The following is a 13509-nucleotide window of genomic DNA, read 5'->3' as shown; positions in this document are numbered from 1 at the left end:
AACTTCCCTCAGATCCAACTGTACGCCGGAAGAATTCTCGTCAGACGGCGATCTGAGTAGTATTTTGCCTGACTCGTGAAGGAGGCCCCGTGTCGTCTAGCCCGGTAGGACTGCACCGTGTGATCACCCCGTCCGGCGTGTTGCCGCAGGCAGCGGAGAAACTCGACGCGCGTCCCGAGATCTGGCCGGACGAGGTCCGCATCGCGGTCGAGCGGCTGAACCTGGACGCCGCGTCCTACCGCCAGCTCGCGGAGGCGCACGGCGGCGACGGTACGGCGGTCCGCCAGGCGGTGCTCGGCATCGTCGAGGCTCGCGGCAAGATGCAGAACCCGGTCACCGGATCCGGCGGCATGCTCGTCGGCGTGGTCGACGAGGTCGGCCCGGAGTCGCCGCTCGGCGTCGCGCCCGGCGACCGCGTTGCGACCTTGGTCTCACTCACGCTGACGCCGCTGCAGATCACCGACGGACTGGAGAACTGGGACGGCAAGAGCGAGCAGGTGCCGGCCCAGGGGCACGCGATTCTCTTCTCCCGCTCGATCGTCGCGAAGCTCCCGGACGACCTGAAGCCGGAGCTGTCGCTGGCCGTCATGGACGTGTGTGGCGCGCCGGCGCTGACCGCCCGCGTGGTCCGCCAGTATGTCGACAAAGGCACAAAGCCTGTCGTGTCAGTAATTGGCGGCGCAGGTAAAAGTGGCTCGCTGTCGCTGGCTGCGGCACGGCACGCGGGTGCTGCCCGGACGATCGGCATCGTGCCGGTCGATCACGAGGCCGAGAAGCTCAACGCATCAGGGCTGGCCGACGTGGTCGCGCTTGCCGACGCGCGGGACCCGGTGGCTCTCGCCGAAGCGGTCGAGCAGGCTGGGGGACCGGCGGACATCACCGTGGTGTGCGTCGACGTGCCTGGGTGCGAGCACGGCGCCGTACTCGCGACTGCGGCCGGCGGCACTGTGATCTTCTTCTCGATGGCGACGTCGTTCTCCGCCGCTGCGCTCGGTGCGGAGGGCCTCGCCGCGGACGTGACCATGCTGGTCGGCAACGGGTATGTGCCCGGGCATGCGGACTACGCGATGGAGCTGTTGCGCACTGAGCCGGGTGTCCGCGAACTGTTCGAAAGCAGGCTGGCGGAGGATTGAGCCGTGCGCACACTTCTGACGAACGGTTCCGTCTACTCTCCCGCCGACCCGCACGCGACCGCGATCGCGTTCGACGACGGTGTGGTCACCTGGCTCGGTGACGACACCGGCGCGTCGTCGTACGCCGACGGCGCGGACGAGGTGATCGACCTCGACGGCAAGCTGGTCACGCCGGCCTTCGTCGACGCCCACGTCCACGCCGCCCAGACCGGCGCAGTGCTGACTGGCCTCGACCTCGTTGGTACGGCGTCCCTCGCCGAGGCGCTCGACAAGCTCTCGGCGTTCGCGGCGAACCTTCCGGCCGACGCGGTGATCGACGGCGCCGGCTGGGACGAGACCAAGTGGCCCGAGCGTCGCCCGCCGACCGCGGAGGAGCTGGACCGCGCGGCCGGCGGTCGCCGCGTCTATCTGTCCCGAGTCGACGGTCACTCCGGGGTGATCTCGTCGGCCTTGGTGCCTGCGGCAATTGGTGTCGGGTACGACGCGAGCGGCCGGGTGGAGCGGGACGCGCATCATGCCGTACGCGACCTGTTGAGCGAGCTGATCGGTCCCGACCAGCGGCGTGCCGACGTGAAGGCGGCCCTGCAGGCGATGGCGTCGCGCGGCATCGGGGCGTTCCACGAGATGGCGGCGCCGCACATCGGGCCGTTGTGGGAGCTGCCGATCATTCGCGAGGTCGCCGACGAGCTCGGCCTGTCGGCGACCCTGTACTGGGGTCAGCCGGGCGCCTTCGAGCACGTTGAGACCTACGGCTTGGCCGGTCTCGCCGGTGACCTCAACGCGGACGGTGCCCTCGGATCCCGTACGGCGGCACTCCGCGAGACGTACGCTGATCGCGCCGACCACCGCGGCCACGCCTACCTGACGGCCGAGGAGATCGCCGAGCACGTCATCGCAGCGACCGAGCGAAACGTGCAGGCCGGCTTCCACTGCATCGGCGACCAGGCGCTCGACAACATCGCACGCGGCTTCGAGCTCGCCGCGGAGAAGGTAGGCGTGCAGGCACTCGTCGCCGCGCGGCACCGGCTCGAGCATGTCGAGATGCCCAGCGAGGACGTGATCGCGACACTCGCGCGCTGTGGTGTCGTGGCCAGCGTGCAGCCGATGTTCGACGCCCTCTGGGGCGGCCCGGACGACATGTACGCCGAGCGCGTGGGGGACCGGTGGCAGGGCATGAACCCGTTCGGGTCGCTGGCCCGTGCAGGCGTCGTACTTGCGTTCGGCTCCGACGCGCCGGTGACCGAGCTCGGTGGCTGGGAGGCGGTGCGGGCAGCTGCGTTCCACCATGAGCAGGGGGAGCGGATCACCGTGCGGGCCGCGTTCCAGGCGCACACACGTGGCGGCTGGCGGGCGGCGGGGATCGACGATGCCGGCGTACTCGCGCCCAGCACGGCGGCGACGTACGCGATCTGGGAGAGCGATGCGGAGCTGGTCGTCCAGACACCCGACTCGCGGGTCGCGGCCTGGTCGACGGATCCGCGGGCGGGCGTGCCGGTTCTCCCGGACCTGACTGCCGGAATACCTACCTGCCTGCGGACGGTCGTCGGTGGCCGTGTCGTCTACGAAGCCGAGGGATGGTCCCAGAAGTGGTGACAGTGAAGAAGCTCGACCTGGACCCGGTCACCGTCCGGAAGGCGCGCAGCCTGGCGCGCAAAGCCGGGCGGCCGATCGTCAACCTGGCGCGGCAGCACACCACGGTGTCTGTCGAGCGGGCGGTCCTGCGGCTGGCCGGGCTCACCGGCGCGGACTCCGAAGGCATTCCGTGGGTCAATCGGCTTGCGGACACGGTGCGCGCCGACGTCGGTCTCGAGCACGGTCTCGCGCTGCCGGTGTGGGACGCGCTGGTCCGTGGTGAGGCCGAGGACCTGAGTGTCCTGGCGCAGAAGGCTGCCTCGGGCTCTGTGACGTTCCGGTTGCCTGAGGGACGGGACGCCGTACGGGCGCGGTCCGCGGCGCGGAAAGTGGCGGCCGCCGGGTTGAAGCGGATCGACGCGCGGCGGCGGGAGCGCGACCGGCTGATCAAGCGGCACGGGGATCCGGAGCAGCGGCCGTGGATCTACCTGATCGTTGCCACTGGCGACATCTACGAGGACATCCCGCAGGCGCAGGCGGCCGCGCGCGAAGGCGCCGACATCATCGCGGTCATCCGGTCGACCGGGCAGTCGCTGCTCGACTACGTGCCGGAGGGCGCGACCCGGGAAGGATTCGCCGGGACCTACGCGACGCAGGAGAACTTCCGGCTGATGCGGGCCGCGCTCGACGAGTCCTCTCGCGAGCTGGGCCGCTACGTCCGGCTGACCAACTACGCGTCCGGGCTGTGCATGCCCGAGATCGCCACGCTGGCCGGGCTCGAGCGGCTGGACATGATGCTGAACGACTCGATGTACGGGATCCTGTTCCGCGACATCAACCCGATCCGCACCTTCGTCGACCAGCGCTTCAGCCGGCAGATCCACGCCCGCGCCGGGATCATCATCAACACCGGCGAGGACAACTACCTGACCACCGCGGACGCGGTAGAGGCCGCGCACACGGTCACCGTGTCGCAGCTGCTGAACGAGTACTTCGCCAAGGAGGCCGGACTCGAGAACTGGCAGCTCGGCCTCGGGCACGCCTTCGAGATCAACCCGGACCTGCCGGACTCGTTCCGGCTCGAGCTCGCGCACGCGATGCTGGCCCGGCAGCTGTTCCCCGAGGCGCCGCTGAAGTGGATGCCGCCGACCCGGCACATGACCGGCGACGTGTTCCGCGGCTACCTGCTGGACGGGTTCTTCAACCTGGTCGGGGCGATGACCGGCCAGGGCATCCTGCTGGTCGGGATGATGACCGAGGCCGTGGTGACGCCGTGGATCTCCGACCGCGACCTCGCCCTGCAGAACGTCCGCTACGTCTTGGGGGCCGCCGGCAACCTTCACGAGGACTTCCGGCCGGAGCCGAACGGCTTCATCGCGTCCCGCGCCCGCCAGGTGCTCGCCGAGTCGGTCGAGTTGCTGGAGGAGATCGTCGACGACGGCCTGCTGAACGCCATCGGCGACGGCACCTTCGGTTTGATGAAGCGCCCTTCCGACGCGGGCCGCGGCCTGGACGGGGTCGCGCGCAAGTCGTCGGAGTACTACAACCCGGCGATCGAGCTGTTGGAGGAGGCCCAGTGAGCATCATTCGGCCGTACGGCGATACCACCGGTGACGGAATGGTGCAGCTGTCGTTCACGCTGCCGATCCCGCACGACAAGCGGGCCGAGGGCGCCGCCGTCCAGCTGGCCAACAAGATGGGCATGGACCCGGCGCTGGTCGTGCACGCCAAGGCGATGGGCCCGGACTTCACGTTCTTCGTGGTGTACGGGCCGGTGAACCACCTGGTCGACACCAGCAAGGTCGAGGTGATCGAGCGCGACTACCCGCTGCTGTCGCCGAAGGAGGTCAACCTCGCGATCCGCAAGACGCTGCGCCGCCGGCTGACCATCGTCGGCGCGTGTATCGGCACCGACGCGCACACGGTCGGCATCGACGCGATCATGAACATCAAGGGCTTCGCGGGGGAGAAGGGCCTGGAGTACTACCGCGAGCTGAAGGTGGTGAACCTCGGCGCGCAGGTCGCCGTACCAGAGCTGGTACGGCGGGCCCGGGCGGAGAAGGCGGACGCGATCCTGGTGTCGCAGGTGGTCACCCAGCGGGAGGCGCACGTGCTGAACACCAAGGAGATGTCGGCCGCGTTCCGGGAGGCCTACCCCGAGGACGCCCGGCCGGTATTGGTTGCCGGCGGCCCCCGTTTCACCGAGCAGATGGCCGGCGAGCTCGGCGTGGACCGGGTGTTCGGCCGTGGCACCACCCCTGGCGAGGTGGCCAGCTACCTGGTCGACGCACTCGTGACCCGACGCAAGCAAACGACCGGCAAGAGGAGCGCATAGGTGTCAAAGGCAACTATCGGGTTGAGTGTCACGCATCGGCGGTACGTGCCGTACAGCCACGCGCACTATGCCGGCAACCTGGTCGACGGCGCCTACGTGCTCGGTCTGTTCGGTGACGTCGCGACCGAGGTGTGCATCCAGGCCGACGGGGACGAGGGGCTGTTCGCGTCGTACTCCGACGTGCAGTTCCTGCAGCCGCTGCGGGCCGGTGACGTGGTCGAGGTGACGGCGACGATCAGCCGGGTCGGCAATCGCAGCCGGGAGCTCGACTTCAGTGCGTCGGTGGTCTGCCGGGGCCGTCCGGACGTGTCGGAGTCGGCGGCCGAGGTGCTGGCCGAGCCGCTTGTGATCACGCGCGCAAAAGGGACCGTCGTCGTACCGGTTGCGTGACGATTGGTTGCCGACGGTAACGGTCACGTGGAGTGCCGAGATGGCTCTGTAACGTGACCCCGCCGAGGAGTTCTCGTTTTCTCCGTACAGGGCAGGCGAATGTGTTACAACGGCCTCAAGGAGCCGCTGGAGAGGTTGACACCATCGCCGCCAGCGAGCATCGTTTTGGGAGTCGTCATATCCCGTTTTATCAACGGTCACACGAAGTTCGGCCACCGGATGATCCCGCGACGCTGACCAGGCCAGTGCCAGGCCTGAGTCGACGGGGGCTGAGATCGCCGGTGGTTAGCCCCCCGCGGGGCAGAGGTGGAAGAGGCTCGGCGGCCAGTAGACAACAGCCGGCCGGTGCGCAGCCAGCGCATCGACGGTTGGTCCGAAGGCGCGCCGAGTCTCTTTCCTCTTTTCTGAGGCGTTTTCACTTCCTCGCACTGTGCTGATTAGTGCTCACTTTCCGCGATCGACGCTTGGTGGCTACTGACCGGATACATTTGCATATCCGGGACGTTGTACGGTCGTGCGACCGGCGTCCGCCGGGGACAGTGAGGACAAGGGGTACCGCGTGGACCGGTTGAAGGCTCTGGGACGCGTCCTTCCGCGGGTCGCCGTGGCCGTGCTGGCGGGCGCACTGCTCGGCTTCGCCTTCGAACCGCACGACTACCCCTGGCTGACGATCGTCGCCGTACCGCTGTTCCTGGCCGCGCTGAACGGCGCCTCGGCGAAGGCCGGTTTCCTGATTGGCGCCGGGTTCGGGATCACCTATTACCTCGTCCTGGTGCCGTGGCTCAGTGTCATCGGCGGCGACGCGGCGATCGCGCTGGCGATCCTCGAGGGCCTCTTCTACGCGGTCTTCGGAGCCTTCGCGACCCAGGTGCTGAAGCTGAAGTGGTGGCCGGTCTGGATCCCGTGCCTGTGGGTCGCGACCGAGTACGCCACCGCGTCGATCCCGTTCGGCGGGTTCCCGTGGGGGCGGCTGGCCTGGGCGTTCGCCGACTCACCGCTGGGCAAGTTGGCGTCGCTGGTCGGCATCCCCGGTCTGAGTTTCGCGATCGCGGTCCTCGGCGTCCTCGTGTACGCCGTACTGAAGCCGAAGAGCACCATCAAGCTCCGGGCCGTCGCTCTGGTCGCCGGGGTCGCGATCGTCGGCGGCAGCGCGCTGATCAACCTGTCGACCGAGGGCAACGGCAAGGTCGTGAAAGCGGCGATGGTGCAGGGCAACGTGCCCGGCAAGGGCCTGGAGTTCCTCGGCCGCGCCCGGACCGTCACCCGCAACCACCTGAACGCGACCCTCGACCTGCAGAAGCGGGTCCAGGAGGGCAGCGAGGAGAAGCCGGACATCGTCATCTGGCCGGAGAACTCGACCGACATCGACCCGTTCAAGGACGCCGAGACCAAGGCCGACATCGAGGAAGCGGTCAAGGCCGTCGACGTGCCGATCCTGGTCGGCGCCGTACTCGAAGGTCCCGGCCCGAACGAGCGGCAGACCACCGGCGTGGTCTGGGACCCGGTCAAGGGAGCGGGCCAGATCTACGCGAAGCGCCACCCGGTTCCGTTCGGGGAGTACATCCCGTTCCGTGAGCAGCTGCTGCCGTACATCAAGCGGCTGGAGATGGTCGGCCGGCAGACCGCGCCCGGCAAGGTGCCCGGCGTGCTGCCGATCAACGGGGTCACCTACGGCGACGTGATCTGCTTCGAGGTCGCGTACGACGACGTGGTCTCCGACGTGATGAAGGGCGGCGCCCAGGTCCTGGTCGTCCAGACCAACAACGCGACGTACGGCGACACCGGTCAGCCCGAGCAGCAGTTCGCGATCACCCGGATGCGGGCGATCGAGACCGGCCGGACCGTGCTGATCGCGTCGACCAGCGGGATCTCCGGCGTGATCCAGCCCGACGGCACTGTCGAGCACAAGTCGTCACAGTTCGTGCCGGACGTGTATGTCGCCTCGGTTCCGGTGCGCGATACCCATACGCTGGCCACCACACTCGGCGGCTGGCCGCAGTGGATCCTGACCGGCCTGGGGATCCTGGGTGTGGTCCTCGCGCTGGTGGCTCGCCGCCGCCGGGCGGACCACGGCCCGGACGCCCCGCCGGCGCCCACGCGCAGCCGCGAAAAGGTCCCGGCCTGACGTCAGGCCGGCTTGGAAACCCCGGCGACAGAGCCGTCACCGGGAGGCAGGAGCAGCGTGAGCACCACCCCCTTCGCGGATCTCGGCAGGATCCTGGTCATCATCCCGACCTACAACGAGGCCGAGAACATCGAGCCGATCGTGAGCCGGCTGCGCGACGCCGTACCGGAGGCCGACGTCCTGGTCGCCGACGACAACTCACCGGACGGCACCGGTGAGCTGGCCGACAAGCTGGCCGCCAATGACGACCACGTGCACGTCCTGCACCGCAAGGGCAAGGAGGGCCTCGGCGCGGCGTACATCGCCGGCTTCCGCTGGGGCATCGAGCGCTCGTACGGCGTCCTCGTCGAGCACGACGCGGACGGGTCGCACCAGCCTGAGCAGCTGCCCCGGCTGCTGACCGCGTTGCGGGACGCGGACCTGGTGCTGGGATCGCGGTACGTGAAGGGCGGCGCCGTACAGAACTGGCCGAAGTCGCGCGAGATCCTGAGCCGGGGCGGCAACATCTACACCCGGCTGGCGCTCGGAGTGCCGCTGAAAGACGCGACGGGTGGGTATCGGGCGTTCCGGCGCGCAACACTGGAAGGGATCGGACTGGACGAGGTCGCCTCCGCGGGCTACTGCTTCCAGGTCGATCTGGCGTGGCGGGCGATCAAGTCCGGCTTCCGGGTGGTCGAGGTACCGATCACCTTCGTGGAGCGGGAGCGGGGTCAGTCCAAGATGTCGCGGGCGATCGTCGTCGAGGCGATGGCCCGGGTCGGCCGGTGGGGCGTTGGTCACCGGGCACGTCAGCTCCGAAGTCTGTTCAGGCTGCCTTTGTCAGGCAGAAAGGGGTAGGACATGCCGTGGTTCGTGGCGCTGGCGCTGCTGGTGGTGCCGATCCTGGAGATCTACGTGATCATCCAGATCGGCCAGGTGATCGGCGGCTGGCCGACGGTCGGGCTGCTGCTCGTCGAGAGCGCGCTCGGCGCCTGGATCATCAAGCGCGAGGGTCGGCGGGCGTGGAACGCGCTGCAGTCCGCTTTGCAGACCGGGAAGATGCCGGGCCGCGAACTGTCGGACGCCGCCCTGGTGCTGGTCGGCGGCACGCTGCTGCTCACCCCGGGCTTCGTCACGGACATCTTCGGCTTCTTCTTCGTTCTCCCCTTCACCCGCCCCGTGGCCCGCCGCGGCCTGTCCGCCTTCCTCAGCCGCCGCCTCACCACCCAACTGGGCGGCGTAAACCTCACCGGCTTCCCGCCGCCAACCACCCGCCCCGACCCAACCTCCGGCGACGTAATCCAAGGCGAGGTCATCGACCCCGACCAGAAGTAGCCGGTCGGGCCCGCGCGGAGACCTGAGCCCGCCGCCGCCCAGTCAGCCACCCTCCTCAACCCGGCCCCCTGCGGTGGGTCAGCCAGCCAAAGTGTGGGTTGCCACACCGGAATCCGGTGAGGCAACCCACACTCTCGTGGGCCAGCCCACCGGAGGGGTCTGCTTCGGGGCGGGTGGCTGAAGGATCGTGCGGGGCCGCTGTGGGGGTGGGGGTTGGCGTCGTATCGTCCTGGGTGGGGGTGGGGTGATGGCACAGGCGCCGGGTGGGAGTGGTGCTGCGGGGTGGTCGGGGTCGTTTGGGGAGGCGTTGCGGTGGGCTGAGGCTTCGGCGGCGTTGCGGGGGGTCGGGCAGGTGGTGACGGAGCCGGATCTGCTGCTCGGGACGTTGTTGGCTCATCCGGATGCGGATGGGGAGATGCGGCGGTTGATCGGGTACTTCGGGTTGACCGCGCGCGATCTGTTGCCGGACGACTTTCCGAAGGTCACGTTGGAGAGTTTGCGGCAGGCGGCGGCCACCGTGGGCGCGCAGAGTACGGCGAGTTTGGATCAGCGGGTCAGCCAGATCGTCTCGACGGCGGATCGGTTGTCCGGGACTGGTCGGTCGACAATCGTCGCTGACCTGGTCGGCGCAATGCTGGCGGAGTCGACGGCTTTCCGGGACGGGCTCCAGCGGGCGATGGATCGGTCCGGTCTGTCGGTGAATGTGCTCGCCGATCGGTACAGCACGTTTCTTCTCGAGCTGAATCCGCAGGCGGAGGTTGCCGGGGAGAAGCTGGGCGTGTGGCTGTCGAAGAACTTTCCGCGGCGGCCGGCCAGCTTGGCGGCGTTCAGCAGTGACGTGGTCGATCCGACGGCGGACTTCATCGACATCAGTGCGGAGGCCGACGCGTTCGCCTACCTGATTTCGTCCCGCGCCCTGGTGCCGCCGCTGGCCATCGGCCTGTTCGGTCAGTGGGGGAGCGGCAAGAGCTTCCTGATGGCCAAGATCCGGCATCGGATCCAGCAGCTCAGCAAACTGGCCAGCTCCAGCGATCAGGCCAACCTCGCCGTCTGGCCCAACGTCGCGCACATCGAGTTCAACGCCTGGGAGTACGTCGAGACCAACCTCTGGGCCTCGCTCCTGGATAAGATCTTCGACGAGCTGGATCCGGTGGCGCGGCAGAAGCTGTCCGACCGGCGCCGGAAAGAGATCCTCGCCAAGCTGGACGCCAAGCAGAAGGACGTCGACCAGGCCGAAGAGGAGCTGGAGTCGTTGCAGGCCGCCGAGTCCCAGGCCGCCGGCGTCGTCCGGAAGAAGCAGGAGCACCTCGAGGCGGTGGTGCGCACCACCGCCGAGCTCCGGGACAGCCTGATCACCCGCGAGCTCGAGTCCGGCGCGCGGGCCGCGCTCGTACAGACTGCGGTTGCCGTGGGCAAGGAAGAGCTCGGCGACGAGGTGGCTGACGCAGTGGCCGAGGTACGGCGGGCCGCGGTGGCGACTCGAACCAGTCCATGGCTGCAGCAGCGGTTCTGGACGCGCAATCGAATCGTTTACGTGGTGCTGGCGGCGGCCGTCGTACCTGCTGTGGCGATCGTCATGGACCTGCTGTCGGCTCCACCGATCACAAGTGTGGTGGCGAGCCTCGCGCCTCTGATCCCGTTGGCGGCACTCGCGCTCAAGGCGGCTGCAAGCTTCGCCACGAGCCAGCGGGAGGCATTGGCCAGCGCCGAGGAGAAGGTCGACGCAGAGCTGACCGCGGCCGTCACCGCGGTCAGGACGAGTCTGACCACCGCCAAGCAGGACCTCGATACGAAGCGAGCGGCGTTGAGCGAGGCGGAGACCGCAGCCGGCAAGGCGCGCGACGAGCAGGCGGAGCTGAAGCGGAAGAGCGATGCCCTCACGGTCGGGAACACGTACGTGGAGTTCCTCGCCGATCGCAAGGCCAGCGACGACTATCGCAGCCACCTCGGCCTGATCAGCAAGGTTCACGAGGACTTGCAGGACCTCGCCGACCTGACAACCGACTTCAACCAGGAGAAGCCGCGGGCTGTGGCCGGCCCGCCGAACCGGATCGTGCTGTACATCGACGACCTGGATCGGTGCCCGCCGAAGAAGGTGGTCGAGGTCCTCGAGGCGGTGCACCTGCTGCTCTCGTTCCCGCTGTTCGTCGTGGTCGTCGCGGTGGACACCCGATGGCTCAGGTCGGCTCTGCACGACGCGCTGCCCGCCCTCGACGCGAAGCTCGGTGCGGCCGGAGACCAGCCGAAGGCGATGGACTACGTGGAGAAGATCTTCCAGATCCCGTTCTGGGTGGAGACCCTCGACGACGACGCCAGGCGGCGCCTGTTGCGCGGCCTGCTGCTGCCGTCGGTGGCCACACCACCGACCGATCGCGGCAGCGGTGGAATGACCACCCTGCAGGTCGGCAAGCGCGAGGAAGAGCTTGTCAGCTCAATGCTGACCGACTTCGGCAGCTGGCTCGACCTCGATGCCAGGCCCCTTGCGCTGACCGTGGACGAACTCGCCTTCATCGAGTCGCTGGCGCCGCTGATGGGCGGGACCCCGCGCCGGGTGAAGCGCTTCGTGAACATCTGCCGGCTGCTGCTCGCGATGGCCCCACCGCTGTCGGCGGACGGCAACCAGCCGACCGAGCGGATGGCGACCTGTTTCATGGCTGCGCTGCACGAAGGTACGCCGAACCTCGCAAGCCGGCTCGCCGTCGTGTCAGCGGGCTTACCGTCGGCCACCCTCGTCAGCGCCCTCGGCGCGCTCGGTCCGGACGAGCTGGCTGTTGAGCGCGAGCGGGTGCAGGAGTGGCTGCGGAAGCGGCAGGAACTCGCGGCGCCGGGGGTGGCCGCGTTCGGGATGACGCCGATGAGCAAGTTCCTCATCCGGTTCGAGCTGATCCGCCGGCTGACCTTCGAAGCTGGTTGAACGCGAGTTTGGCGAAGCGTTCGGCCATTCGGTGGTGGGTGTGGCCGTCGGGGTGCAGGTCGTCGGGCAGGGGGAGCTCGGCGTTGTCTGCTTCGCCGTACAGCTCGCGGCCGTCGAGGTAGTGCAGGTTCGGGTCGTCGGTGGCGCGTTGGGCGACGATCCGGGTCAACTCCTCGCGGATCACGCCGAGCGTCAGCTTGCCCATCGGGACGTCGGCCGGGTCACCGGTGGCCCGGAATCGCAGCTCGCCCCGGCTAAGCGCCTCCAGGTCCCACATGGTCGGGCCCGGGGTGTCCTCGTGCATCGGGCAGAAGATGGGGGAGACGACCAGGAGCGGGGTGGTCGGGTGACCGTCGCGGATAGTGTCCAGGAACCCGTGTACGGCGGGTCCGAAGGCGCGCCGGCGCATCACGTCGGCGTTCACCACGTTGATGCCGAGCTTGACGCTGATCAGGTCGGCGGGCGTGTCGCGCATCGTCCGGGCCACGAACGGCTGGAGTAGGGCGCTGCCGCCGAACCCGAGGTTGGTCAGCTCGACGCCGGCCAGCGAGGCGGCTCGGGCGACCCAGGTGCCGGTCGGGCTGGTCGCGTTCGAGCCGTGGCTGATCGAGCTTCCGTGGTGCAACCAGGTACGGCGCTCGGTCGCCGGCGCCGGCGCGATCGGCGCATCGGTGCGCAGGGCAACGAGTTCGGTGGTCTCGGTGTGCGGCAGCCAGATCTCCACGGTCTTCAGGTCGCCGCTCAGCCCGATCACGCGGACCGTGCCGGGTGCACCGGGTCGGGTCTCGGTGGCACCGGTGGTGAGGTCGATGATCAGCACGTTCCCGCCTGGCACGGTCGCCTGCTCGACCAACTCGCCGTCGACGAGGACGCCGTACACCCCGTCGGGCGTCGCCGGCGCGCCGGTGTACGACCTCTTGGTCGGCAGCGTGTCCAGCTCGACCGCGGTCGCGCGCGTCTGGAACACCAACCGCACCCCGGACGGCTGTGACTCCACCATCTCCAGCTGCGGATCGTCGTACTGCGCCCGAGCCCACCCCGGCAGCCGACGCGGCAACACCCCACGCTCGGTCCGCTCCAGCTCCAACGTTCCCCGCATCAACTCAGGCGTGATGGCTGTCGAGATCCACTCAGGCATGCCGCCTACCATCTCATCCCATGAACCCAGCGCCAGGTGTTGCTGACGTGCGAAACGGGCCCTTCGCCGCCTCGTTGCGGTGAAGGGCCCGTCGCGGGTGTGTCAGGCGGTGCGCTTGGTCCGGTGCAGGTGCGCGGGGCCGATCTCGCCCTTGCGGAGGAGCTCGACGCGCTCGGCCAGCAGCTCTTCCAGCTCGGAGATGCTGCGGCGCTCGCGCAGCATGTCCCAGTGCGTACGGGCGGGCTTCTCCTGCTTCGGCTCCGGCTTCTCACCGGTCGACCGCGCGGCCTCGCTGCCGCAGTGCGGGCACTCCCAGACCGCGGGCACCTCGGCGTCGTGCGCCATCGTCACCTCGACCACGTGGCCGCGGGGGCAGTCGTACGTGATCATCTGGCGCGGCGCGAACTCGACACCACGGTCGTCCTCGAAGCTGACCCCACCCAGCCCCGAACCACGCAGTACGCGATTAGACATGTCAAACCTCCGAGATCGTCATCCGTGCCAACGGTCGGCCGGCCCGGATCATTCCCATTTTGGCATGCCCGAGCGATATGTACGCACCTGACAGCACCGTCGTGACCGGCTGTC

General features: G+C 68.8%; 11 protein-coding genes. 9 read left to right on the top strand and 2 right to left on the bottom strand.

All coding sequences use genetic code 11. The features are described from left to right. The first annotated feature begins 89 nt into the window (after positions 1-89). The 9 genes from ACIBL3_RS25590 to ACIBL3_RS25550 all read left to right on the top strand — a co-directional run bounded on the left by ACIBL3_RS25590 (position 90) and on the right by ACIBL3_RS25550 (position 11783). Complete coding sequence (locus tag ACIBL3_RS25590) at positions 90-1133, top strand: L-erythro-3,5-diaminohexanoate dehydrogenase (protein ID WP_396356077.1); 1044 nt, start codon at positions 90-92, stop codon at positions 1131-1133. Between the two features lie 3 nt (positions 1134-1136). Then, positions 1137-2726: an amidohydrolase gene (locus ACIBL3_RS25585; RefSeq protein ID WP_396356076.1), complete on the top strand. Its 1590-nt coding sequence runs from the start codon at positions 1137-1139 to the stop codon at positions 2724-2726. Then, positions 2720-4285: a lysine 5,6-aminomutase subunit alpha gene (locus tag ACIBL3_RS25580; protein WP_396356075.1), complete on the top strand. Its 1566-nt coding sequence runs from the start codon at positions 2720-2722 to the stop codon at positions 4283-4285. Before ACIBL3_RS25585 ends, ACIBL3_RS25580 begins: the two co-directional genes overlap by 7 nt. Continuing rightward, positions 4282-5040, top strand: a complete 759-nt coding sequence (locus tag ACIBL3_RS25575) for an OAM dimerization domain-containing protein (RefSeq protein WP_396356074.1) — start codon at positions 4282-4284, stop codon at positions 5038-5040. The genes ACIBL3_RS25580 and ACIBL3_RS25575 overlap by 4 nt, the downstream gene beginning before the upstream one ends. Then, positions 5041-5430, top strand: coding sequence for a hotdog domain-containing protein (locus tag ACIBL3_RS25570; RefSeq protein ID WP_396356073.1), 390 nt, complete (start codon positions 5041-5043; stop codon positions 5428-5430). Between the two features lie 559 nt (positions 5431-5989). Further along, positions 5990-7555, top strand: a complete 1566-nt coding sequence (gene lnt / locus ACIBL3_RS25565; protein WP_396356072.1) for an apolipoprotein N-acyltransferase — start codon at positions 5990-5992, stop codon at positions 7553-7555. Positions 7556-7612: 57 nt separating this feature from the next. After that, positions 7613-8392: a polyprenol monophosphomannose synthase gene (locus tag ACIBL3_RS25560; RefSeq protein ID WP_396356071.1), complete on the top strand. Its 780-nt coding sequence runs from the start codon at positions 7613-7615 to the stop codon at positions 8390-8392. 3 nt (positions 8393-8395) lie between these two features. After that, on the top strand, positions 8396-8869 hold the full coding sequence (locus tag ACIBL3_RS25555; RefSeq protein WP_396356070.1) for an FxsA family protein: 474 nt from the start codon (positions 8396-8398) through the stop codon (positions 8867-8869). Between the two features lie 352 nt (positions 8870-9221). After that, a complete protein-coding gene (locus ACIBL3_RS25550; RefSeq protein WP_396356069.1) occupies positions 9222-11783 on the top strand; it encodes a P-loop NTPase fold protein in 2562 nt (853 codons plus the stop codon). On the opposite strand, the gene ACIBL3_RS25545 is transcribed toward ACIBL3_RS25550, so the two are convergent. Together ACIBL3_RS25545 and ACIBL3_RS25540 are read right to left on the bottom strand one after the other, a co-directional pair. After that, positions 11737-12921, bottom strand: coding sequence for a GDSL-type esterase/lipase family protein (locus tag ACIBL3_RS25545; RefSeq protein ID WP_396356068.1), 1185 nt, complete (start codon positions 12919-12921; stop codon positions 11737-11739). The genes ACIBL3_RS25550 and ACIBL3_RS25545 overlap by 47 nt on opposite strands. A gap of 102 nt (positions 12922-13023) precedes the next feature. After that, on the bottom strand, positions 13024-13395 hold the full coding sequence (locus ACIBL3_RS25540; protein ID WP_130448290.1) for an RNA polymerase-binding protein RbpA: 372 nt from the start codon (positions 13393-13395) through the stop codon (positions 13024-13026). Positions 13396-13509 lie beyond the last annotated feature (114 nt).

Origin of the sequence: Kribbella sp. NPDC050124, from assembly GCF_044460355.1 — a bacterium.
GTDB lineage: Bacteria > Actinomycetota > Actinomycetes > Propionibacteriales > Kribbellaceae > Kribbella.
This window is presented reverse-complemented; position numbering and strand designations above follow the sequence as displayed.

Excerpts from the sequence above, each read along its gene's own strand:
- ACIBL3_RS25555 (WP_396356070.1), top strand. The coding sequence starts at position 8,396 with ATGCCGTGGTTCGTGGCGCTGGCGCTGCTGGTGGTGCCGATCCTGGAG.
- ACIBL3_RS25545 (WP_396356068.1), bottom strand. The coding sequence starts at position 12,921 with ATGCCTGAGTGGATCTCGACAGCCATCACGCCTGAGTTGATGCGGGGA.
- ACIBL3_RS25540 (WP_130448290.1), bottom strand. The coding sequence starts at position 13,395 with ATGTCTAATCGCGTACTGCGTGGTTCGGGGCTGGGTGGGGTCAGCTTC.